Source organism: Chryseobacterium sp. GW823-FHT05E08 (assembly GCF_058795655.1).
Genome location: NZ_JBXAHY010000002.1, coordinates 908212 through 932979, shown reverse-complemented (window position 1 = coordinate 932979; position 24768 = coordinate 908212). Strand labels below are relative to the sequence as shown.

General features: G+C 33.6%; 19 protein-coding genes and 1 riboswitch. Of the genes, 6 read left to right on the top strand and 13 right to left on the bottom strand.

Annotated features, from left to right (window positions below; translation table 11 throughout):
• Nucleotides 1-939 carry an alpha/beta fold hydrolase gene (locus AC1Q7L_RS10255; RefSeq protein WP_492305310.1) on the bottom strand — a complete coding sequence of 313 codons (939 nt, stop codon included), beginning with the start codon at nucleotides 937-939 and terminating at the stop codon, nucleotides 1-3.
• 65 nt (nucleotides 940-1004) lie between these two features.
• A riboswitch (SAM riboswitch) is annotated at nucleotides 1005-1112 on the bottom strand.
• A 187-nt stretch (nucleotides 1113-1299) separates the two neighbouring features.
• Here AC1Q7L_RS10255 and AC1Q7L_RS10250 point away from each other — a divergent pair.
• From AC1Q7L_RS10250 to AC1Q7L_RS10235, 4 genes are all read left to right on the top strand, one after another.
• Nucleotides 1300-3915, top strand: a complete 2616-nt coding sequence (locus AC1Q7L_RS10250) for an MGH1-like glycoside hydrolase domain-containing protein (RefSeq protein ID WP_492305309.1) — start codon at nucleotides 1300-1302, stop codon at nucleotides 3913-3915.
• A gap of 328 nt (nucleotides 3916-4243) precedes the next feature.
• Nucleotides 4244-6508, top strand: coding sequence for a T9SS type A sorting domain-containing protein (locus AC1Q7L_RS10245; protein ID WP_492305308.1), 2265 nt, complete (start codon nucleotides 4244-4246; stop codon nucleotides 6506-6508).
• A 21-nt stretch (nucleotides 6509-6529) separates the two neighbouring features.
• Nucleotides 6530-10054 (top strand): DUF7619 domain-containing protein, encoded by a 3525-nt coding sequence (locus tag AC1Q7L_RS10240; RefSeq protein WP_492305307.1) that lies wholly within the window; start codon nucleotides 6530-6532, stop codon nucleotides 10052-10054.
• 201 nt (nucleotides 10055-10255) lie between these two features.
• A complete protein-coding gene (locus AC1Q7L_RS10235; RefSeq protein ID WP_492305306.1) occupies nucleotides 10256-11929 on the top strand; it encodes a T9SS type A sorting domain-containing protein in 1674 nt (557 codons plus the stop codon).
• An 81-nt stretch (nucleotides 11930-12010) separates the two neighbouring features.
• On the opposite strand, the gene AC1Q7L_RS10230 is transcribed toward AC1Q7L_RS10235, so the two are convergent.
• The 8 genes from AC1Q7L_RS10230 to AC1Q7L_RS10195 all read right to left on the bottom strand — a co-directional run bounded on the left by AC1Q7L_RS10230 (nucleotide 12011) and on the right by AC1Q7L_RS10195 (nucleotide 19300).
• Nucleotides 12011-12430 carry an OsmC family protein gene (locus AC1Q7L_RS10230; RefSeq protein ID WP_410691298.1) on the bottom strand — a complete coding sequence of 140 codons (420 nt, stop codon included), beginning with the start codon at nucleotides 12428-12430 and terminating at the stop codon, nucleotides 12011-12013.
• Between the two features lie 18 nt (nucleotides 12431-12448).
• The gene (locus tag AC1Q7L_RS10225) at nucleotides 12449-12946 is read right to left on the bottom strand and encodes a YegJ family protein (RefSeq protein ID WP_492305305.1); all 498 of its coding nucleotides are present in this window, start codon (nucleotides 12944-12946) and stop codon (nucleotides 12449-12451) included.
• Between the two features lie 8 nt (nucleotides 12947-12954).
• Nucleotides 12955-14280 (bottom strand): DUF58 domain-containing protein, encoded by a 1326-nt coding sequence (locus tag AC1Q7L_RS10220; protein WP_492305304.1) that lies wholly within the window; start codon nucleotides 14278-14280, stop codon nucleotides 12955-12957.
• Nucleotide 14281: 1 nt separating this feature from the next.
• Nucleotides 14282-15313 (bottom strand): AAA family ATPase, encoded by a 1032-nt coding sequence (locus tag AC1Q7L_RS10215; protein ID WP_410691300.1) that lies wholly within the window; start codon nucleotides 15311-15313, stop codon nucleotides 14282-14284.
• A 93-nt stretch (nucleotides 15314-15406) separates the two neighbouring features.
• Nucleotides 15407-16564, bottom strand: coding sequence for a DUF4350 family protein (locus tag AC1Q7L_RS10210; RefSeq protein WP_492305303.1), 1158 nt, complete (start codon nucleotides 16562-16564; stop codon nucleotides 15407-15409).
• Between the two features lie 16 nt (nucleotides 16565-16580).
• The gene (locus tag AC1Q7L_RS10205) at nucleotides 16581-17378 is read right to left on the bottom strand and encodes a DUF4129 domain-containing protein (protein ID WP_492305302.1); all 798 of its coding nucleotides are present in this window, start codon (nucleotides 17376-17378) and stop codon (nucleotides 16581-16583) included.
• Entirely contained in the window at nucleotides 17371-18333 is a 963-nt protein-coding gene (locus AC1Q7L_RS10200; RefSeq protein WP_492305301.1) for a DUF4013 domain-containing protein, read from the bottom strand. The genes AC1Q7L_RS10205 and AC1Q7L_RS10200 overlap by 8 nt, the downstream gene beginning before the upstream one ends.
• Nucleotides 18317-19300: a stage II sporulation protein M gene (locus AC1Q7L_RS10195; RefSeq protein ID WP_066752729.1), complete on the bottom strand. Its 984-nt coding sequence runs from the start codon at nucleotides 19298-19300 to the stop codon at nucleotides 18317-18319. Before AC1Q7L_RS10195 ends, AC1Q7L_RS10200 begins: the two co-directional genes overlap by 17 nt.
• 27 nt (nucleotides 19301-19327) lie before the next feature.
• Between AC1Q7L_RS10195 and AC1Q7L_RS10190 the strand changes: the two genes are divergently transcribed.
• Nucleotides 19328-20077, top strand: a complete 750-nt coding sequence (locus AC1Q7L_RS10190) for an RDD family protein (protein ID WP_492305300.1) — start codon at nucleotides 19328-19330, stop codon at nucleotides 20075-20077.
• A gap of 171 nt (nucleotides 20078-20248) precedes the next feature.
• The gene (locus AC1Q7L_RS10185) at nucleotides 20249-20539 is read left to right on the top strand and encodes a GNAT family N-acetyltransferase (protein ID WP_066752734.1); all 291 of its coding nucleotides are present in this window, start codon (nucleotides 20249-20251) and stop codon (nucleotides 20537-20539) included.
• Here the strand turns inward: AC1Q7L_RS10185 and AC1Q7L_RS10180 are convergent.
• From AC1Q7L_RS10180 to AC1Q7L_RS10165, 4 genes are all read right to left on the bottom strand, one after another.
• The gene (locus AC1Q7L_RS10180) at nucleotides 20528-21499 is read right to left on the bottom strand and encodes a glycosyltransferase family protein (RefSeq protein WP_492305299.1); all 972 of its coding nucleotides are present in this window, start codon (nucleotides 21497-21499) and stop codon (nucleotides 20528-20530) included. The two genes, AC1Q7L_RS10185 and AC1Q7L_RS10180, sit on opposite strands and share 12 nt — an antisense overlap.
• Complete coding sequence (locus AC1Q7L_RS10175; protein WP_066752742.1) at nucleotides 21500-22324, bottom strand: UDP-2,3-diacylglucosamine diphosphatase; 825 nt, start codon at nucleotides 22322-22324, stop codon at nucleotides 21500-21502. It abuts the gene before it with no gap.
• A 56-nt stretch (nucleotides 22325-22380) separates the two neighbouring features.
• Entirely contained in the window at nucleotides 22381-23121 is a 741-nt protein-coding gene (locus AC1Q7L_RS10170; RefSeq protein ID WP_492305298.1) for a YebC/PmpR family DNA-binding transcriptional regulator, read from the bottom strand.
• A 93-nt stretch (nucleotides 23122-23214) separates the two neighbouring features.
• Nucleotides 23215-24717 carry an OmpA family protein gene (locus AC1Q7L_RS10165; RefSeq protein WP_492305297.1) on the bottom strand — a complete coding sequence of 501 codons (1503 nt, stop codon included), beginning with the start codon at nucleotides 24715-24717 and terminating at the stop codon, nucleotides 23215-23217.
• Nucleotides 24718-24768 lie beyond the last annotated feature (51 nt).

Sequence of the window (24768 nt, the reverse complement as noted above, 5' to 3'; positions counted from 1 at the left end):
CTATAAAATATTTTTAATGATGTTATTTAATTGTTCGTATTCCATTAAGAAGGCATCGTGCCCATGAATTGATTTGATCTCGTGATAGAAAACATTTTCCTTTTTTTCTTTAAGCTTTTCAAAGCACATTCGGATCTCGGAAGCAGGAAAGAATAAGTCTGTATCAACGGAGATCATGTGCATTCGCGCCTCGATTTTTTCCAGTTGAGCTTCTTCTGCGTTAATGTTCATTAATAAATGGTTCATCAGTTTATATGATTCTAAACTAAACCTTTCGTTTAATGAATTTCCGTGATAAACAAGCCAATCTTCCGATTCTAAAAGCTGTTTTTCCGGATTGTATTTGTTTTGAAATCTATCGTTTAAAGATTGTGGTGTTCTATAACACAACATCGCATGAATTCTGGCTTTTTGCAGTGGTTTATCATTTCCATTTAATAAAAATTTCTGAACCAGACATTGTGCATGAAGCCAATCATGAGTTTTGTAATCGCAGGCAATAGGAATGAAAATTTCGGCAAGCTGTGGGTTTTTCACCAACATTTCCCAGCCAATTCCTCCTCCTAAAGAACCTCCAATAATGGCGTACAAGTTTTTTATATTAAGCTTTTCAAGGCCTTTTAAAAAGATATTGGCAATATCTGAAGGCGTGAAATCTTCATATTCATCAATTAAAAAATTATCATAGCCGTTTCCGGGAATATTGAAACACAGAACTGTGTATTTATTTGTATCAATAACCTGATTTTCACCAATCAGCTTTTTCCACCACCCCTTTTCTCCTGAAACATCTGAATTTCCGGTTAAGGCATGATTAACTAAAATGATAGGTGCTGAAAACAGGTCTTTCCCGAAAAGCTGGTAGCTCAACGGGATATTGTATTCCTTATTGGAATTTGTCTGATACGAAAGATTAATATAGTTTAGTTCTGTTTTCAATTCTATTATACTTTTTGATAATACAATTTGAAAATGCCATTAGAAATGGCTGAAAGAACTTCAGTAAGTTATCTGTCCAAAATTATATTTGGTAGAACGTAGCACCTTCTTCGCTTGCGCAAAGGGTTGCTAAGGTTTCACAGGGTCTATCCCTCAACCTTTCTTGATAACATTTTCAATATGTGAATGATCGAATGCTGCAAAGATAAAACATTTATTTTAAAAATTTATAAAAATTTAATTTAATCTCGAAAAGCCTTTAAACAAAAGAGCTTCAGGGATATGTTACGTTTTATTCAGATTCCAAATGTTGGAATTATTTTTCAAAAAACTTACCTTCGTAATGAAAAGTGATGAAATATGAGTGTTGAAAAACAAAGACTACAAGATAAAGACTGGAAAAAATGGGGACCGTATGTAAGCAACCGACAATGGGGAAATGTGCGTGAAGACTACAGTCCGGACGGTAATGCGTGGGGATCTACAAGTCATGATAAAGCGGAAAGTTATGCTTACAGGTGGGCAGAAGAAGGCATCGCCGGAATCTCGGATCCGAAGCAGCTTTTATGTTTTGCCCTTTCTTTCTGGAACAAAAAAGATAAAATGGTAAAAGAGCGATTTTTCGGGTTGAGCAATCATCAGGGAAATCATGGCGAAGACCTCAAAGAACTCTTTTATTACTTAGATAACACACCTACTCATAGCTATATGAAGATGGTGTACAAATATCCTATTAACGAATTTCCGTACGACCAAATTATTGCCGAGAACGGAAGACGAAGCAAAAAAGAACCCGAATACGAGCTTTTTGATACTGGAATTTTCAACAATGACGAGTACTTCGATATTTTCATTGAATATTGTAAAGCTGAGCATAATGATATTTTAGTAAGAGTAACAGTTGCCAACAGAAGTCAGAAAGAGGCTCCTATATTGGTTGCTCCGACCGTATGGTTCAGAAATAACTGGAAATGGGGATACAACGTTTACAAAGGTCAGCTGAATGCTTCTTCGGAAAACTGTATCGATATTAATCACGACAGTATTTCCATTAAAAAATTCTATTCGAGAAAGAATAATTCCAACAGTGTTTTCTGTGAAAATGAGACGAATGCTCCCAAATTATACGGAACGCTTTATTCAGGAAATACCTATTTTAAAGACGGAATTAATGATCACATCATCTACGGAAGCAACACTGTAAATCCTGAAAAACAGGGAACAAAAGCTTCTTTTTTAATTGATGAAATGATTGGAGTGGGAGAATCAAAAACGTTTGATTTCAGACTTTCTCCGAATGAAACAGATGAACCATTTAATCACTTTGATGAAATTTTTAATGCAAGAATTTCTGAAGCTGATGAATATTATAACGAAATTCAACATGATGTAAGCAGTGAGGACGAAAAAAATGTGCAAAGACAAGCCTTCGCAGGGTTACTTTGGAACAAACAGTTTTATCATTACAATGTTGGAAAATGGTTAAAAGGTGATCCCAATTTTGAAGCTCCGAGAGATTTCAACAATTATGTAAGAAATACGGAGTGGAATCACATGCACAACAAAGACATCATTTCGATGCCCGACAAGTGGGAATATCCCTGGTATGCAACTTGGGATCTGGCTTTCCACTGTGTCCCTTTTGCTATAATTGATGCCGAATTTGCCAAAAACCAACTTCTTTTATTAACCAAAGAATGGTACATGCATCCCAACGGGCAACTTCCGGCTTATGAATGGAATTTGAGTGATGTAAATCCGCCTGTTCATGCATGGTCTTGTTTCCGAGTTTTTAAAATCGATGAAAAAACAAATGGAAAACCGGATCTTTTATTTTTAGAAAAAGTTTTTCAAAAACTGCTTCTTAATTTCACCTGGTGGGTGAATAGAAAAGATAAAAGCGGGAATAATATTTTCGGTGGAGGTTTCTTAGGTCTTGATAACATTGGTGCTTTTGACCGGAATATGGAGTTGAAGGACGGTCAACACCTCGAACAAGCAGACGGAACAAGCTGGATGGCGATGTACGCTCTGAATATGATGAGAATGGCAATGGAGCTGGCTCAATATTATCAGGTTTATGAAGATATGGCCATCAAATTCTTTGAACATTATCTTTATATCGCTGAAGCCATGGAAAACATGGGAGATGGCAAAGAAGGCTTGTGGAACGAAGAAGACGGGTTTTTCTATGATGTTTTACAGCTAGGAAACGGCGAAAGTGTTTCTTTACGCTTGAGAAGTATTGTTGGATTAATTCCATTGTTTGCGGTAGAAGTTATTGATCATCATTTGCTTGATAAAATGCCAAATTTCACCACAAGAATGGAATGGATTTTAAAAAACAAACCTGAACTAACGAAATTGGTTTCTCATTGGGAAGAGGAAGGACACGGGAGAAAACACTTGATGAGTATTCTCCGTAAAAACAGACTCTCAAAAGTATTGACAAGAATGCTTGACGAAAAGGAATTTTTGAGTTCTTACGGAATCCGTGCAATGTCTAAAGTTTATGAAGAAAATCCGTTTGTATTCTCTGTTCATGGAAGAGAAAATATGGTTTATTATACTCCCGCAGAAAGTGACAGCAGAATGTTTGGAGGAAATAGCAATTGGAGAGGTCCGATTTGGTTTCCCATCAACTTTTTGATTGTTGAAAGTTTGCAACGCTTCCATTTTTATTATGGGAACAGCTTAAAAGTAGAGTTACCAACCGGAAGCGGAGATAAAAGAAATCTTGATGAAGTTGCCCAAAATATCAGTGGAAGATTGTGTTCTATTTTCTTAAAAGATGAAAATGGAGAACGAGCTTTTAACGGCGGAAATGCTAAGTTTAATTACGATGTCAACTTTAAAGATTACATTACTTTCTTTGAATATTTCCATGGAGATAATGGTCGCGGAGTTGGTGCATCACATCAAACAGGATGGACGGCCACAGTCGCAAAACTGATGAAACCTAGAATGACAATATAATGTAAAGCCTCTTTTTAAGGGGCTTTTTTGATACACATAATTCATCGATTTATATCTAAATAATAGAGCCGCGAGATATTGATAATTTATTTATATTTGCATCAAGAAAACACAAATAAATGAACACAAATTTTTCACCTGTGTTCCTAATATACTTATTAGGAATCCATAAACAGACCTTAAAGCAATCTGTTCTCTATCTTAATTTTACGTCAATAAAATCTCACTTACAAGCTATTATTTCTGATAAAATGTTATCGGAACGTATTTTCTTTATTGCTTAAAATTCAGAAATATCTAAAATTTAAAAACACAATAAAATCATATAATGAAAACAAAATTATTTTATACTCTCCCTTTTCTATTGACTAGCTTGGGAATGAATGCTCAAAGTTTGGATTTGGATGGAAATTTTAAAGCAAAACTAGTTGCTTCTTCATCCGGAAATACCATAGCAAAGAATCTTAACGGAAATTATTTCGCAGTTGATGCAAATGCAGATGGAGATATTAGTAAAGATGAAGCTGAAAAAGTAAGTGAACTGAATTTATCAAATTCTAATATATATGGGCTTGGTGGAATATTTCAATTCAGAAATCTTGTAAAACTTGACTGCTCTAACAATACTATTCAAAGATTAGAACTACAAGGGCTTGAAAGTCTGCAGACAATTATTGCCAACAATAATAACATCTCTGGTGCTTATTTTCAATATTCACCAAACATAAAGAATATTAATTTAGCTAATAACAGCCTTATCTATATCAACGTATCGAATTTACCTAATCTTATTACCGTTAATTTATCCGGAAATCAGCTTTCAGGTTTATCTTTTATTGATGCGCATTCAAATAATATTCAAACACTTAATGTTTCAAACAATCCTGCTTTAACGGAAGTTTTAAAAGACAGTTCTGATATTTTGCCATCCACAGGAAGTATTTCACAAACCATCAGTACAATACCCTATCTTGATCCGGCTTTTAAAGCAGCATTACTTTACTCATCCTCATCTAATATGGTTGCAAAAAATCTTAGCAATCAATATTTTAAAATTGATGCAAACGGAGATGGTATTTTACAATTGTCTGAGCTTTCTCAAATTAGAGAATTGGATTTGAATGAATCATTTCCTATTACTCCTACATCTTTAAGCTCCATCAATACTTATGGAATGATTAATTTGAAAAAAATTAAATGTGATGGTGGCGGGTTAGAAAATATGGGGCAAACACAATTCTATTATTGGGGCAGCTTATATGATGTAGATTTAAAAGGCTCTCCAAATCTAGAAACGATAGCTTTTAATAATCATCCTTTAAGAGGAATTGATGTAAGCAATATGGCCAACTTAACTAGCCTAGAAATGAGCATTGAAAATAATTCTTTTATACTGACTAGCTTACCCGAACAAGGAACGAGGTTAAAATATTTAAACGGGGAAAACTGTACATCACTTATAAATATTGATTTGAGTTTTCAAAGTGCTTTAGAAATGGTTAATCTGAAAAATTGCATTTCTCTTACTCAATTTAATCATAACCATCAAGATTATTTTGGTCCGAATCATATTTCTTCCCCGGAAAAATTGGCTTTAAAAGAAGTGAATCTAGAGGGTTGTACAAATTTAATTTCCACCAATGTTGCGAGAACAAGTCTTACCAATCTAAATGTAAAGAACTGTCCAAGCTTACAAGAAATTATTGCCTATAAAGGCTTGCTTACAACCACAGACAATATTTTGATGGATAACAGTCCAAATATCAAAGCATTATCCGTAACGGCCAATAAAATTACAAATGTGGACTTATCGAAAATGCCAAGTGTAGAAATATTAGATTGTAATTCTAACATGATAACAAGCATTCAAGGAAGTTCAAACAAATTAAAAAAGCTTCATGTTTTTAATAATAATCTGACTGCCTTCAACATTCACAGTACTCCAAACTTAGAGTTGATTTCGATTGGATATAATAAATTCGTTGATATAGATTTTAGCGGACATCAGAAATTACAATCAATTCTTATTAAAGACTATGGTTACAATGAGTTTTACGACACTAACGTCCCTGTTATTAACAGTGACAACTATTTAAAAAGCCTCAATGTAAATAACTGTCCAAGCATGCAGAATATTTCTGTAGCATCTTCGGTATTGGAAAGAATGTATATAAAAAATGGAGCTAATGAATTTATTGACTATTTTATTTTATCTCCAACCCAATTTATCTGTTGTGATGCAAGCGAGGCTACAGACGTTCAAAATCAACTTGATTTAATGAATAATACAACGTGCGCTGTTTATACCGATTGTAATGTAACTGGTCCCGTATTATCAACAAATGATATTTCAAACAATAAAAATTCTGTAAATGTTTATCCAAACCCTACTAAAGGCGATGTCAATATCAACGCATATTCTAAGATTAGTTCAATTGAAATTTATGATGCACAGGGAAGAATTACCCAGAAGCAAACAGGTATTAATTCTCAAAATACAAAGATTTCAATCCACGGGAATACTTCGGGAACTTATATTCTTAAAATAAGTACCGAAAAGGAAACATTTATGAAAAAAGTGATTAAAAATTAAAACATACAATAAAAACACATAATGAAAACAAAATTATTTCTCTTGCTTTCTTTCTCAATGAGTATTTTGGGATTAAAAGCACAAAACATCAGTATTCCAGATGCAAATTTTAAAGCCAAACTTCTATCTTCATCAGCAAGTAATACTGTTGCTAAGGATTTAAATGGAAATTATTTTAAAATTGATGCTAACAGTGATGGGCAAATACAGCAGAGTGAGGCTAATCAGGTTGGAGCTTTAGAAATTATTGATCTTAATTCAGGTTATAACAGTACCAATCCTATCCAAAATTATCAGGGAATTTTATCTTTTGTGAATGTAAAAAACATCAAAATTGATTATTATAATACTCCCAGTTCTGGTATTATGGTTTCAAATCTTAACTTATTAGAGAATTTGGATATTTCATTCGGGAGTTTTGACAATGGAAATGCATCTGTAGCTAATTGCACAAATTTAAAGAGTTTTTCTATTAAGGGAATTAATCTTCAAAGCTTTTCAAATACTCCGTTATTAAAAGATGTTCGTATAGATCTTCCGCTAAATGTAAGTTATATTCAAAATATTTTAGCTTCTATCCAAACTTTAGCCAATCTTGAAAATCTTACCCTAAACGGTAATACTTTTTTTAGTGATCCAATTTTTGGTAATGAGACACTAAATCTTAGTAATCATCAATCTTTAAAACAGGTTAACATAAATTATTTCGGTTTATTAAAACTAGATGTAAGTCATTGTAATTTATTGAATACTATAAATATAGAGATGGGATATAATTTCCCTAATCAAAATTCTGTTTATTTTGGAACATTGGATATGAGTTATTGCCCACTTTTTACAAATTTAATTATTGATGGAAATATAACGGGACTTGCAACTAATGGCTGTCAAAATCTACAGAGTATAAAATGCAATTCTCAATATTTAAGTCATTTAAGTACAAACAATTGTCCAGCTTTAACTGAAATAGACTTGGCAATGATTGCCAGCCAACCTCAAATAGCAAACTGTCCAAATTTAAAAAACATTTCGATAGTTGATTATTGGTCTGATACTTTTGATGCAAGCCCTGCTGTAAATCTTGAAAACCTAGACCTTGCTTATCATAATGCATATAATAATTCCCCCGGAAGCCTTCAAAATTTAAATATTAGCAATAATCTAAAACTGAAGACACTTTCGGTGCACAATCATGTCTTAACTCAATTTAATTGTAATGGATTACCGAATTTGGAAAATGTATCAATAACTGCCCCCACTTACAACCAAATAAATTCACCTATTCTTGATTTTAATACACAATTTTTACAATCCGTAAACATAGAAAATTGCCCTTTGCTCGCCAATATTTCTTTTGATAAACAAGAAGGATTAAAGAATGTTATTATTAAAAACTGCCCCAGCTTACAACAGTTTAATCACAGCAGCACAATTAATAGCATTTATTTTTCTACCCCTCCAATTTGGAGCTTACAAAGTTTAGATATTGAAGACTGTAATGCTTTAAATTCAATAGACGTAAGTTATAATAAACTGACTCATCTAAAGGTAAAAAATGCCTCGAATTTAGAAGATGTAAATACAGCAAGAAATGAACTGGCATCATATGAATTTGTCAATACAAATAATTTAAAAAAATTACAGTTTCAAGCCAATAAGTTAACAAGTTTCAATACATCAACTATTCCAAGCCTTGTTACTTTAAATTTAGAATATAATCAATTAAACAACTTAACAGGGACTTCTAATATTCTTAAAAACTTAAATGTCGTAAGTAATAATCTAACAGACCTGAATATTAATAACTATCCTAATTTGGACTCTTTGGTTATGGGTAGAAATAGAATTATAGATGTGGATTTCAGTGGACATTCTAAAATAAGAGCAGTTTCAGAAACCTATGCAGACACATCCTTTGGGCTTACAGGATTAACTCCTACCAACGATGGTACATTTACAAAAACATTCAATGTAAATAATTGTACTAATTTGGAAGTGGCCTCTTTTGAATCTTCATCAATAGAGAAAATTTTTATGAAAAATGGGAAAAACGAATATCTCATGTTCCCAGACAATTCCAACCTTCAATATATCTGTTGTGACGTTTCTCAAATAACTGATATTGAAAGTTATCTTGCCTCAATGAACATAGTTGCCAATGTAAATGATTACTGTAATTTCGCTCCCGGCGGAAACTACAATACCATCACAGGAACTGTAAGATTCGATGAAAACAACAATGGCTGTGATACTAATGATGAAGTTTTCCAACATATGAAGCTGAAAGTAAATAACGGAACAACTACCGAAGAAACTTTCGCTAAAATTGATGGAAATTATAATTTATTTGTACAAAATGGAAATTTCACAGTAACAGCGGAGCCTGAAAACCCATCACTTTATACAGTAACACCTTCAAGCTTCACGACAACCTTTGCAGATAACAACAATAATATTTCAACTCAAAACATCTGTGTTACCAAAAATGGAAATGTAAAAGATTTGGAAGTTGTTTTTGCTCCTGTTACTGATGCAAGACCTGGTTTCGATGCAGTTTATAAAGTGATCTGGAGAAATAAAGGAAATACGACTCTTTCTGGAAGCGTAATAGTTAATTTTAATAATTCTAAAATAAACTTCCTTTCTTCATCATTGCCTTCTACGGCTTCGGGAAATCAAGTGACGTTTAATTTTTCTAATTTAAAGCCTTATCAGAATACAGCTTCTGAAATTACATTTAATGTGAATCCTCCAACCCATGCTACAAATCCTGTGAATATTGGAGATATTCTTAATTTCTCAGCGAATATCACTCCTGTTTCCGGAGATGCAAATCAGGATGATAATCAATTTGTGTATAAGCAAACTATTGTAGGTTCATATGATCCGAATGATATTACTTGTCTTGAAGGAAATACAATTCCATTAGCAATGGTCGGAAAATATCTTCATTATATGGTTAATTTTGAAAATACAGGAACAGCTCCGGCAACGAATATTGTTGTAGAAATGGAGATAAATCCTGATGATTTTGATATTTCTTCATTACAGTTACAAAATACATCTCATAATTCTTACACTAAAATTACAGGTAATAAAGTAGAATTCATGATGAAAGACATCAACCTTGCAGCTTCTGCCCACGGAAATATCGCATTGAAGGTTAAATCTAAAAATAATTTGGTATCGGGTGACAGTGTAAATAATAAAGCCAATATTTATTTTGATTATAATTTCCCTGTAGAAACCAATGATGCAGTTACAAACATTGAAGCATCAGCGTCATTATCTGCTGTAGATAGCAGTAAAGATAAAACCTCGGTAAATGTTTATCCAAACCCAACAAAAGGAGATGTAAACATCAATACTGATTCTAAGATCAATTCAATTGAGATCTATGATGCACAAGGAAGAATTATTCAGAAACAAATAGGAATTAATTCTCAAAATACAAAGGTTTCAATTCACAGTAATTCTTCGGGAATGTATATTCTTAAAATAATTACCGAAAAAGAAACATTCACGAAAAAGATCATTAAAAACTAAAGAAATAATTTTCAATATTCTACCCTTTCATTTTATGAGAGGGTATTTTTTTTATGATTATTTACCAACTTAGCATCAACAAATAAAATATAGGTACTTTAAAAACCATTTTAATCGAAATTTAATATTAAATTTTAATTTTTATTAAATTATTTACAACATATTACATATATTAGCACAACAAAAACCATTATAGCTTTTATGAAAACAAAACTACTACCTCTTACAGGCTTGGTGTTATCAAGCATGTTCATTAATCAAATCAAAGCTCAAGAATATCAACCGATCTCGATTCAAAGTGGATTTAATGCCGATGTTATCGCAAACGGAGTTGGCCCTTCTGCTTCATCCACCAACAACGATGTAGACGGAGTAAGTTATGCCTTTATATCAAAAGATTTTCAACTGACTTCTTCAAGTACTGCGCTTAGTTACGGGCTACCAATTAACAGAATTATTAATTCGGCAGTTGGTTCTACTTCAGGATTGAGTTATCAGCTTGCACCTTATAGCTCCAACAATTCTTTAAGACTGCAAAACGTAAACGATTCCGGAACATTGACACTTTCAACGCCTACTCCCGTTCTAAGCCTATACATGCTGGCAACCGGCGGAAGTGGAGATTGTACAGTGAATGTTACCGTTAATTTCTCAGATGCTACCACTCAAACCTTCAGCGGAATTGCTATCTCAGACTGGTATTACGGTTCCAATTTTGCCATTCAGGGGATTGGAAGAATTAATATAAATAATGACAATCTAGAAGCCGGAGGCGGAACAGATCCCAGATTATATCAAATTCCGTTAGCTATAGACGCAGGGAATCAATCTAAAAATGTACAAAGTATTACAGTAACCAAAGCATCAGGCGGAGTTCCTAATATTTTTGCTTTTTCAGCGGATCTTTATGCTGCATGTGCGTCTCCTTCAAATATTACTTACACTTCTACAATGACGAACGCTACTTTAAGCTGGACGCCTTCTGCCAGTGCGCCTTCGTCAGGATATCAATATTATGTAAGCACCTCTCCTACAGCCCCAACAGCAACAACGACACCAACAGGAAGTGTAGCAGCTGGAAATACTTCTGTAACCTTAAACAATTTAATAACAGGTCAAACTTATTATTTCTGGGTAAGATCAAACTGTGGTTCATCACAAGGTTTCTGGAAAATGAAAGAATTCACAACCGGACAGGTATCTACAACCTACACAGCAGGAAACATCAACACCATGTACAGCAGCGGTACGCCAAGCATAACATCAACAACAAACTGTCCTGGCTTACTTACAGTTGCAGTTCCGGCAGGTTACAAAATAAAATCTACGAGCGTATCTTACACCATGACCACGCAAGGAAACGGATGGATGTCTGAACAAAATAGTTTGCTGGTTTGTACTACCAACAATACTTCAGAGCCATCTATTACAACAGGTTCAGGAGGAAATACAGGAACTTTTTCATATGAAAGATCAGGTTTAACTTTAGCGAATAACCTTACAGGAAATGTAAATTTCGAGCTGAGAGCGTGGAGAACATACGGAGGATCTGATTGTAACGCAGACTACAACCAAGTTGATGCTAACACATGGAAAGTAAACGTAACCTTAGAGCCATTGGTTTTAGCGACAAATGAAGTGAAAGCTGAAAAGCAACTAACTGTTTATCCTAATCCTTTCACAGATGTTTTAAATATAGAAAAATCAGACAACATAAAACGTGCTGTGGTAACGGATCTTTCCGGAATTATAGTAACAACTTTTGATAATCCATCTTCTGGATTGCATTTGGAAAGTCTAAAAACAGGAGTTTATATTTTAACGTTAACAATGAAAGACGGTACTCTAAAAAGTACGAAGATCATTAAAAAATAATTTCACAAACAACTTTATTGATAAACAAAAAACCGGACGTAGAGTCCGGTTTTTTTATTTCGTGATGTAAAGAAAAAATAATTAAATTTTCTCTCCATTTACATAGACTTCATATCCAATTTCTACATTCGGCTCTAAGGTTTTAGAAACTGAACAATATTTTTCAAAAGATAATTCCGCTGCTTTTTGTGCTTTTTTAGGATCGATATTTCCTTCCAGCAAAAATTTAACTTTAATAGCTTTAAAAGGTTTTGCATCATCAACCTGAACTCTTTCTCCTTCTACTTCTGCTTTGAAATCTGTGATTTCCTGTCTTTGTTTTTTCAAAATAGAAACTACATCTATTCCGCTGCAACCTGCAACTGCCATTAAAACACTTTCCATTGGCGAAACTCCTTTTGCTCCCGGCTGTGTTGTGTTATCCAAAAGAATGGAATTCCCTTGAGAATTGGTGCATTCAAATAAAAAATCGTCGTTTATTCTGTTGAGTGTTATTTTCATTTCTATTTAATATTTTTCTTATTCATAAATTAATCCTTCTGCATCCATTTCCTTTTTTTCATTAGGACTCATATATTTTCTTATGACCTTTATGGTATAAGCTCCTTTTACAACATTTTTGTCATTATACATCCAATCACTTATTCTCTCAGGGATAACTTCAACAGAATCTCCTAACTTAACCGTTATTTTCGCATCAGCAGGTTCATTTTGAACTATTCCATAATACTTCCCTTCTTTAAGCTGAATATCACCTATCCAAATATGCTCACCTCCTCCATCAGATGTGTCAAACTTTTGCTTTAGAGTAAAATTGGAATAATTAGGATTATCACTTTGTATTGCTTTTTCAAATTCAGGCAAAGTTTTTTTTGCACTTTCTACGGCAGCATTCATTTCCTCATCCGAATTCTTAAAATATACAACATCCGGCTCTCCTTCTCTTTTAAGCTTTTCATGCTTCTCCTGACAATTAATTACTAAAGCCAGAAGGCAAATAACTACTACTTTTTTCATCTACAAAATTATAAAATTCCTCTCGCTTTTATCTCTAAATATTTATTAATAACATCGATATTTAAATTTTCAGGAAGCGTGTAAACCGTATAAATCCCATATTTACGAAGCTCCTGAATGATTAATTTCTTTTCAAATTCAAATTTCTCAGCGATAATTTCATCATAAATTTCCTGCATGCTTTCAGGATTTTTATTGATCAATGTGTGAAGTTCTGCATTTTTGAAAAATACAACAACCAACAAATGGTTTTTCGCAATTCCGCGTAGATATTTTAACTGACGGTTGAGCCCGTCCAATGTTTCAAAATTTGTAAATAATAAAATCAAACTTCTTTGATTGATCGAGTATTTTACGTCCTGATATAATCTGTTAAAATCACTTTCAAAAAAGTTGGTATTGATATTATAAAGTGCTTCCGAAATCTTTTTAAGCTGACCTGATTTATTTTCTGCCGCAATTTTATTCTCCGTTTTTTTTGAGAACGTCATCATTCCCGCACGATCACCTTTTTTCAAAATAATATGAGACAAAGCCATCGTTGCATTGATTGAATAATCTAAAAGACTCAATCCGTTGAAAGGCATTTTCATCGTTCTACCGGTATCAATCAACATAAAAATACGTTGTGATTTTTCATCCTGAAATTGATTAACCATCAAACGGTTGGTTTTAGAAGTCGCTTTCCAGTTGATCGTTCTGATATCATCACCGGGAACATATTCTTTGATCTGCTCAAACTCCATCGTGTGACCGAGCTTTCTTATCTTTTTAATTCCGCCCAGTAAAAATTCACTTTGAAGTGCCATTAATTCATACTTTCTGAGATGTACAAATGACGGATAGGAAGCTAAATTGGCATCTTTCTGAAACCTAAATCTCTTTGAAATAAATCCGATCGGAGATGATGCATAAATATTTAAACTTCCAAAATTATATTCGCCTCTCTCCTTTGGCTCTAAAGTATACTGAAAATAGGTATTTCTTCCCGACTCTATCTGCTTTCTGATCAAGAAATCCCTCTTCTGAAACTGGAATGGAATTTCATCAATAATTTTAGTATCAATCTTAAAACCGTAATTATTTTTGACATCAATTTTCACAGGATTTTCATCGCCGTTGGATAATTTTTCCGGTAAAATTCTTTGTGCTAAAACTGCCTCTTTTTGGTTAAAAAGCAAGAGATAATCAACCATTGCCGCAAGAAAACAAATCAATAAAACAGCATGAGCCAACACCATCAAAATAGGGAAGAAAAACGCCAAGACATAAAGAATCCCCACTCCGATGAGCGCGACGAAAAAGCGAGTATTTATGTAAAGGTTTTTAAGCATTTTATCTAGGAATCTCTATTCCTTCTAATATTTGTCGGATTATTTCATCGGCAGTTAAGCCTTCCATTTCTCTTTCAGGAGAAACGATTACTCTGTGTCTTAAAACAGCGTAACTTGCTTCTTTGATGTCTTCTGGTGTTACAAAATCCCTCCCTCTCAAAGCTGCGAAAGATTTTGAAGCTGTTAATAAAGCCAAACTCGCTCTTGGTGAAGCTCCCAAATACAAGAACTGATTTTCTCTTGTATTAATAATGATTTTCGCAATATATTCTATCAAATGAGTCTCAACAATGACTTCTTTAACTAATTGTTGATAACTTTTCAACTGTTCTGCACTAACCACTCGGTTTACAGCTTCCGTTTTGTCCTCTCTTTTGCTTTCGTGCTGATTTTTAATGATGGTAATTTCCTGTTCAAGATTAGGATATCCAACATTAATTTTGAATAGAAAACGGTCTAATTGAGCTTCCGGAAGCCTATACGTTCCTTCGTGCTCAATAGGGTTTTGTGTGGCAACTACCAAAAACGGTTCTTCCATTACGTAACGGATTCCGTCCATTGTAATTTGTCTTTCTTCCATAACTTCAAACATTGCAGCCTGAGTTTTTGCAGGTGATCTGTTGATCTCATCGATCAGAATAAAGTTGGAAAAAATTGGTCCTTTTTTAAATTCAAATTCAGAGTTTTTGACATTGAAAATTGATGTTCCCAGAATATCGGAAGGCATCAAATCCGGCGTAAACTGAATTCTGCTGAAACCAACATCAATTGTCTTAGCCAACAATTTTGCAGTAATCGTTTTTGCAACCCCCGGCACCCCTTCGATCAAAACGTGACCGTTGGATAAAAGTGCAGCCAAAAGATGTTCGATCATACTTTCCTGACCAACAATAACTTTTGCAATTTCAGATTTTACTTTTTCTAAGCTTGCACGAAGTTCAATCATATCAATTCGAGACTGAAAATCGTTTTCTTTTTTATCGAGATTTATAGAATTTTGATTTTCTATATTTTGGTTTTCAAGGTTTTCCATATTGTTTTAATTTAACAATGTAACAGTTCTATTTTAATTTGATTGGACTTCATCCAACGCTGTTTTATGTCGTCCCTTCGGGACTCCCTGTTTTTATTTTAAAATTTCGTCAAGCAATTTATTCATTCTTGCTAGATCTTCTTTCATCACATGAGCGTAAGGATCTTGCGCTTTTCTGATCAGATTAATGGCTTCATTAATCATTTCGATTGTTTTTCCTGTTTTTAATTGAAGCTTTTTGGCAAATTCTTCATCTAAATTTTGGGTGTCAATGAGAAAATCAAGCCTTACTTTATTTAGGAAATATTGGGCTTTTTTTGCCATCATATCATGAAAATCGCCTTCCTGAAGATAGAGATTTCCGATACTTTTCACAAAATCTACCGAGGTATTTTTTAACGGCTCAATGACAGGAACGATACGCTGCTTTCTTTTTGCATTAAAGAAAACGAATAACACCAATCCTCCCAAAAGTACCCACCAAGCGTATTTCAAGGCCGGATTCGACAAAATAAATCTCATAAAGAAACGAGAAACTTTCGCATTACTTTCTACAAACCAAATCGTTTCCTTATCGTCAAGATACGAAAAAACATCTTGAGCATATTTTATGTTTCCGGATTTCAGCAGGTAATAATTCGTCATGAAAAGAGGTTCGCAATGAACATAAATATTTCCCTTTCCGAATTTAATTTTAATGAAATTAGCCTGATCCGAATTGTTTTTTTCAACTGTTTTTCCAAGAATTTCAACTTGTGGTTTAATATAAGAAAATCCTCTGCCCGAAGGAAATTTATCTAATTTAATAAAATCGTTCTGGTATTTTTTATCAGTTAGTTTCAACACATTTTCATCCGCAAAAGATATTTCTGAATCATAATATCCGATGCTGTCCGAAACCTCTTTTGGAATTTGACTTACAACCAACATCGCGTCTGAACCTTTGGAAACCTGATCTAAAATCTTGTTCCAGGATTCTGTATCGACATCGGTTTCTACAACCAGAATATTATGTGATTCTTTTTTATGAGTATTGTAATAATCGTAAGGTGTCTGATCTACTTTTTTCAGTTTATTTTTAAAAAGATCTTTTGCTTCATGATCGAAAATAAACAATCCGAAAGGCGATTTTTCATTCGTATCGAAATTCTTACGCCAATCTGTAACTTCTTTTTTGTTCACTTCAAGCAACGCCAAAATCAACATCACAACGATGAAAATTACAGCATATATTTTGAAAGTTTTATTCATTGTAAAAAGAGTTTAATTAAGGTTTAAAGGCTTGATATTGGGCTTTGAATTTCTGATAACTCTGCTCATCAATATTGAATTCTCCGTACCAAACGTATTCGAAAATGTAGGATAAATTAGAAAAATCATTTTTCAGATGAGGAGCTTTCAGTTCTGTAACATAATCTTTATTGGTCTTTTCAGGATTCCAATTGATGGATTTTTTATCACTTAATTTTTTCAAGACAAATAAAAACTGATAACGAACCGCCGAACGGTAATCTCCTTCCCTTTCAAACTTAGCAATACTTTCCGGGAAATTGATCTCATGAATATTTTCATGAAGCTCTTCATCTTTAATAATTACTTTCTTATTCTTTTTTCCGAAGATAAAATCTCCGTCTTTTCCAATTAAATATTTAATAATAAAATACAAAAGAAAGCCGACCAGAATAATGGCAAATATTCGAATTAAAATTCCTGCAATATTGCCAGATTTCGTGAAAACGGTATCGCCAAAAATACTTTGCAATATTTTATCAATCTTTCTTAAAAGCTTTTGCCAGAAAGATTCTTTCGGTTTAATGGTTGTGTAATCAAACTCATATCCTTTGTATCTCGACTGAATATTTTCCTTGAACTTCTTTGGATAAACCGTGTTTTCAGAAACTGGATTTTTAAGCAAAACAGAATCTGCACGGTACATATTTTTGTAATGCCCAGTGCTCAATGAATCTATATATGCTTCCGCAACAGGCGGCGGACCTGTCTGATCCTGAGCAAATGAGGATTCAAAGGAGAAAAATATCAGTAAGAAAAAAAGAATTTTATTCATTATTACCGATGGTGTCTATTTCTGCTAATTCTACTTTTTGATGAAGGTCTGTTCTGCTGTCATAATACATCAATCCTGAATTTACGTACAGCATATTTGAAAGGAAAAACGACACAAGCATCGAGATTCCGTACAATATAAAGAAAAATATTCCGGCTGTTCCTGCAAACGGATTCTGTTCAAAATTACCATCCGGAGCGGAAGTTAAAAGTGATCCGTAGAAAAACATCATCGGAACAAACGTAAAAATTGATGTTACAACATATAAAATGATTGAAACAATGATCGTTGAGCCCCAATATTTCCAATAGGGTGATTTTTCACGTCCGTTTGGATAAGAAAACTGAGATCGGATGGAATAGCTTAAACTTTCGAAAAAGCCTCGGTTAGAATTAAAATAATCATACATCAAAAATGTAACAACATTGAATAACGTTGGGAAAACCAATAAGATCAAGAAGATTCCTATTACAATCAAAACCAACACATAAGAAAATCCTATGATGATAAATGACAATGGTGTAACGATAAACATCATGCCTAAACAAAGCTTAACAATTTTGCCAGCATTATTTTTAAAATCACTCAGAATATCATCTGTTTTGATCTTTTCCTGTCCTTGTCCCAGTCTTTTTAGATAAAAAACAGGAAACAAATAATTGATGATCATTAAAAGCAAGAAAAGAAGAAAGGTAAAAATCCCAACAACGATCAGCATTCCCAGATTGTCCTCAAAATATTGTTGAAAATAATAGCTTTCGCCACTAAGATTAGAGCCTAAAATTTGCGAGAACAATTCTCTGTATCCTAAAACAAATACAGTTACCATTAGGATCATCAGCAAACCATTCAGTAAAATGTAACTTTTGAAATAATTTTTACCGTATAATTTGAAAAAATTAAAACTGTCGCTTATAAAAGTTCCGAAATCTCTTTTTTTATAAAACTGCATCATTGATTTGGTTGTTAGTTTTTTTGTTGACAATTGACGGATAAATAATATAATAAAATCCTATGATCGCCAGTGTCCCGAAAATAATAATTAAATTCAGAATCAAAGGCATTTTTAAAGCATGTCTTGTGATATATCCCTCAATAATTCCTGCACAAACCGTAAATGGAATCGTGCTTAAAAATATTTTAAATGAATCTTTAAAACCGTTTTTAAAAGAATTAAATCTCGAAAAAGTTTTCGGAAATAAAATGGAAGCTCCCAAGATTAATCCGCACATCGCCTCAACGACCATCGAGAAAATTTCAAAAACTCCGTGAAGCCAGATTCCTCTTGCACTGTCTTTTAAAGCTCCATAATCATAGAAAAAATATTGAAATGAACCCAACATCACACTGTTTGAGAGTAAAGCGTATAAAGTTCCAACTCCGCCTGCAATTCCGTAGATGTATAATTTTGCACCGACTCCGATATTGTTGAAAATAATTCCGATCGTACTTCCCCACGTTGAGCCGCTTTGATATATTCCGACCGCGTTTCCTTTTTTAATATTTTCTATGGTTTGATTGACATAATCTTCGCCAAGAATAATATTCGTAAAATCCTTATCATAAATCGCGGAAAGAACTCCAATCAGTGTAAATAAAGTGAAAAACAGAAATGCATATGTCAAATATCTTCTGTATTGATAGACCAGCAAAGGAACTTCAGTTTTGAAGAAATATAAAATCCTATTTTCCTCTACTCTTTTAGTTTTATAAATTTTTTGAAATATCTGAGAAGATAAGTGATTTAAATAAACCGTTGTATTACTTTTGGGGTAATAAGTCTGCGCAAAAGAAAGGTCATTGATAAGGTTGATGTACAACGAAGACAGGTCATCAGGATTTTTTTTAATTTTCCCTTGAATAACCTGTTCAATTCCCAACCATTTTTCTTTATTTTGTTTAATGAAATAAACCTCTCTCATAATTGTAAGGCTAAAATAATAAAAAATATGTCTCAAATTGCGATTAATACTTCACAAAATGTAAATATTAATTTCAACATCGCCAGTGTTGGAGAAAGGATGCTTGCGTTTATCATCGATCTTCTGATTAAGGTTGCGTATGCAGTGATTGCTTTTTACGTATTTTTTAATTTTTTTGATCTTGGATATTTATTAAATGGTCTCGATCAATGGTCACAAATGGCAATTTATATTGCGATTACATTTCCTATTTACATTTATCCTGTAGTTTTAGAAAGTTTGACGGAAGGCCAGACTCCCGGAAAAAAACTAATGAAAATCCGTGTGGTGAAAATTGATGGTTATCAGGCAAGTTTTGGAGATTATTTGATTCGCTGGATGTTCAGATTGATTGATACTTCTTTTGCGGGAGTTGTTGGTTTAATTTCTATGATCGTTTCTAAAAACAATCAGCGTTTGGGAGATATTGCTTCTGGAACGGCTGTGATTTCATTAAAAAACAGCATTAATATTTCTCATACGATTTTAGAAAATATTAAAGAAGATTATATCCCATCATTTCCACAGGTTATTGCGTTAACCGACAATGACATGAGAATTATTAAAGACAATTACACAAAAGCTTTGAGAGTTGATGACAGACAGATTATCAGCAAACTTTCCGATAAAATAAAAGGGATTTTAAAGCTTGAAGTTGATGCTACAAAAATGACGGAAAGACAGTTTATTAATGTCGTTATTAAAGATTATAATTATTATACGGGAAAGGATAGTTAAAATCTGGCTTTAAGTTTTGGCTAAAGCCAATTGAATCCATAAAACATTAAACGGGCTAAAGCCCGTTCCTATTGAAATACAACATTGTGTTATTTGTGAAAAAAATTAGTGTAATTTGTGTTTAACAAAAGCTCGGTGCAGTTTTTGTATTTAATCAACAAAGCCTTAATTATGAAATTTGAAAACAATAAATCCGGAAACGGCGGAGTTCTTACGCTAAATAACGAAATCAAAGAAATAGGAAGATTGACTTATACGATTTTCCCTGAAGATAATAAACTGATCATTTCTTTCGTCTTGGTTCATCCAGAATTTGAAGGTAGAGGAATGGGGAAATATTTGGTTGAAGAAGCCATCAAATTCTCAAGAGAAAATAAATGGAATGTTTATCCACACTGTTCTTACGCAAGAGCTGTGATGACGAGAATGAGTGATGTTGATGATATTTTTTTAAAGAATTAAAACTTCATTCACCAATATTTGCTCAATATCATCCGGGTAGTCAACTTTCAGATGATGATCGGAAGCTACCCAATCCGTTATTTCATTTAAATCTAAAACTTTAGAATTCGGGATTCCCATTTTATCTAAAGCACAAGCATTACATTCCTGTTCGTACTGATTATGAATCGGAATAACGAATAATTTTTTATCCATAAAAAGAGCTTCGGCAGGGGTTTCAAAACCGGCGTTGCATAAAATTCCTTCACAGTTTTCAAAGGATTTTAAATATTGAATTTCATCAATTGGGAAAACTTCAACATTTTTTACTTTAGATTGAATTTTACTGTGCTTAGAAAATACTTTCCATTCAATAGGAATTTGTTCTAAAACTTTAATGATATTTTCATCAGAAAAACTCGGTAAATAAACAAGATAATAGCCTTTTTTATCGGGATTGAGATTTCTGATCTTATGTCTGATAACAGGTTTTTTAATCTGAGGATGGTAATTTTCAAAATGGAAACCTATCTTTCTTTCACTCGGAACATAATATTCCAAAATTAATTCTCCAAGAAAATCTTTCTTTTTGGGTTTAGGAGTTTCAGGAAAACTCATTGACGCCTGATGACTTAATTCGATCATTGGAAGCTTATTTAATTTAGAAGCCCAACCCGTCAAAGGTTCGTAATCGTTAATAATCAAATCATACTGTTTTAACTCTAATTCTCTGATCGTTTTTACCGCTTCAAGAAATTTATTCTCAAAAAACGTTTTTCGATAGGATAATCCTCCGGTTTTATTATAAAGCAGCGAAATACCTTTATGTTGATAGTTAATGTCGAAATCGGCCTTTAATTGCGATTGATGCCCGCTGATCAAAGTGTCAACCGAAGCATATTTTTTTAGAATAGGAATAATTTCCTGCGCTCTTGCGACATGTCCGTTCCCGGTGCCCTGAAATGCGTATAAAATCTTCATTTAAGAAAAATTGGTTACTATTTTTAAAAGCTCAGTGTTATCCATCTCCTGAATTTCTTCAACTTCATCATCTTGCAGCAAATGTTTGTGCTCATCGTAATAAAAAATCTTCCATTCGTTATCGTTGTATTCCAATGCAGAAAGGTTTTCAATCCAATCTCCGGAATTAAGATAAGTGCAAGACCCTTTTTTAGTTACAACTTCACGGATTTGAGGCTGATGAATGTGACCACAGATAACGTAATCATAATGATTATCAATGGCCAGTTCAGAAGCTGTTAATTCAAAATCTCCGATATATTTCACTGCTTTTTTTACGTTGTTCTTTATCTTTTTTGAAAATGAATATTTCTCTTTACCCATTTTCTCTAAGAACCAATTTACAACATTATTGATTACAATTAATAAATCGTAGCCTTTTCCACCCAATTTCGCAATCCATTTGGAATGCTGAACAGATGCATCAAAAACATCTCCATGAAAGATCCAGGTTTTCTTTTGATTGATATCTAAACAGATTTTATTGCAGACTTTAAGCTTACCCAATTGAAAATCGGTAAACTTGCGGAACATCTCGTCGTGGTTCCCTGTGATGTAGTACACATCCGTATTTTTGGTGGCCAAAGAAAGAATTTTCTTGATCACCTTTAAATGAGGTTTAGGGAAGTAAGACTTTTTGAATTGCCAGATATCAATAATATCACCATTCAAAACTAAAGTTTTAGGCTGAATAGAGTTCAGATATCTTAATAATTCTTTAGCCTTACATCCATAAGTTCCCAAATGAACATCCGAAATAACAACTAACTCAATATCTCTTTTCATAGTTTTATGCAAAGAAACTAATTGAAAGTTAACTGTATATGAATGTTATATTATTTTTATAGAGAGTTCATCAACTCTTCTGTAATTTCCATGTTATGATAAACGTTTTGTACGTCATCATCTTCCTCGAAACGGTCAAGCATTTTCATATTTGCCTTAAACTGCTCTTCTGTAACTTCTTTTGTATTGTTGGCGATTCTTTGAAGTTCTGCACTTTTAACCTCGATTTTAAGTTCATCAAGTTTGTGAGATAAAGAACCGAAATCTTCAAAAGCAGTTGTAATCATTACTTCTTCGTCATCTTTTTCTACGTCTTCTGCTCCACCGTCGATCATTTCCATTTCGAAATCATCCCAATCCATTTTGATCTGAGCGATATCGATACTGAAAATACCTTTTCTGTCGAAGATAAATGCTAATTCGCCATTCTTACCAAGATTACCATCAAACTTATTGAAAATAGCTCTTACGTTAGCTACCGTTCTAGTAGTATTGTTCGTAGTACACTCTACGAAAAATGCAACACCACCTTGTCCGTATCCTTCATAAGTGATCTCTTCATAATTTTCTGCATCTGCACCACTTGCCTTTTTGATCGCTCTTTCAACGTTATCTTTTGGCATGTTTGCTCCTTTCGCATTCTGGATACATCTTTTCAATGCCGGATTTGCTTCAACATCAGGGCCACCGGCCTTAACTGCTAATGCAATGTCTTTACCTATTTTAGAAAAAGTCTTGGCCATTTTATCCCAACGGGCCATTTTAGAAGCTTTTCTATATTCAAACGCTCTTCCCATTTTTATTTTTAAATTTTCAACAAAATTAATTAAAAGTAAACAAAAAAAAAATACCCCCAGAGAACTGGAGGTATTTATATTTAGAAAAATTAATTATTTTTTCTTTTTAGCTGTAGCTTTCTTAGCCGGAGCTTTTTTCTTGCTAGTAGCTTTTTTCTTAACTTTTACTGGAGTTGGATCTGCGTAATCTCTTTTTTGAATAGAATTCCACTGAGCAGCATCTTCAACAGCAGTTACAACTACTTTTCTGTCAACTTGTCTTTCAGCATCAGAAGCTGTAGCAGGAACTGTAGCTTTAGCTTTACCAACACCGATAGATTTAAGAGCGTTAGCGTCTACACCTCTTGCATCTAAAGCAGCAACTACAGCAGCAGCTCTTTCTCTAGATAGTTTCAAGTTATAAGCTTCAGCACCTTTAGCATCAGTTCTACCTTCTAATAGATAGTTACCTCCGTCTTTCTTAATTAAGTCAGAAGCAGCATCTAAAGCTCCTTTAGATTCAGCTTTGATTGTAGCTTTGTTGAAATCAAAGAATACACTTCCAAAGTTTTTCTCTAATTCTTCAGCTGTTACTTTCTTAGGCTTAGGACATCCGTTGTATTCTGGAAGACCTGGAACTGTAGGACAAGCATCATCTTTATCAAGGATACCATCACCGTCAGTATCTGGCCAAGGACAACCATTGTTTTCAGCAGGACCTGCAACTGTAGGACAAGCATCATCTTTGTCGATTACACCGTCACCGTCAGTATCTGGCCAAGGACAACCGTTGTTTTCAACTGGACCAGCAACATCTGGACACTGATCGTCTTTATCTGGAACTCCATCACCGTCAGTATCAGGACATCCTTGGAATTCTGGTAAACCTGGTGTATCTGGACATAAATCGTCTTTATCTAAGATACCATCCTTATCTCTGTCTCTGTTTCCGAATCTGAAGTTAAGAGAAGCAGAAGCTTGCCAGAAGTTAGCAACAGTAGACTTGTCACCTGGAGTTGAAACGTAATCTCCTTGTACCCCTAAACCGAAGTTTTTAGTCAACCAGAAGTTTACACCAGCACCAGTAGAAACTGTAAAGAAGTTAGCTTTACCGTTTTCGTTACCGTTTTCTCCATTCTGTACCCACTCTCCGTTAACATCAGTTCTAGGGAAAGTAAGAGCAGTATAGTCATGTCTTAAGTAGTTAGCACCAACTCTTAAATATGGATCAAACCAAGATTCTTCGTTCCATAAAAGACCTGCAGCCTTTACTTGTAAACCAAGACCTGTCATCAACATAAACTCTTTACCCATGTTGAATCTTTTGTTTTCAACATTACCAACAGTAGTCTGCCAGTCTACTACAAAACCTTTAGCTACGTTTCTTGCAACTGTAAGTTTAGATAGTGGAGGTGTAATAGAGAAGTTGTTCGTATTGAACATTGTCTTCGTTAAATTCTTTGCAGCAAAAGTGTTACTGAATGTATTTCTAACTGCCGTGTGGTTCTCTGCATGAGCACCAACTCCGATCATCCACGGATTGTTGGTAGTCTGAGCGAACACAGTAGAAGCAACAGTAAGTGCCAATGCTGAAATTCCTAATTTTAGATTTTTCATAGAATTAAATGATTAAATAATTGATAATGCAAAATAAATATAATTTTTCTT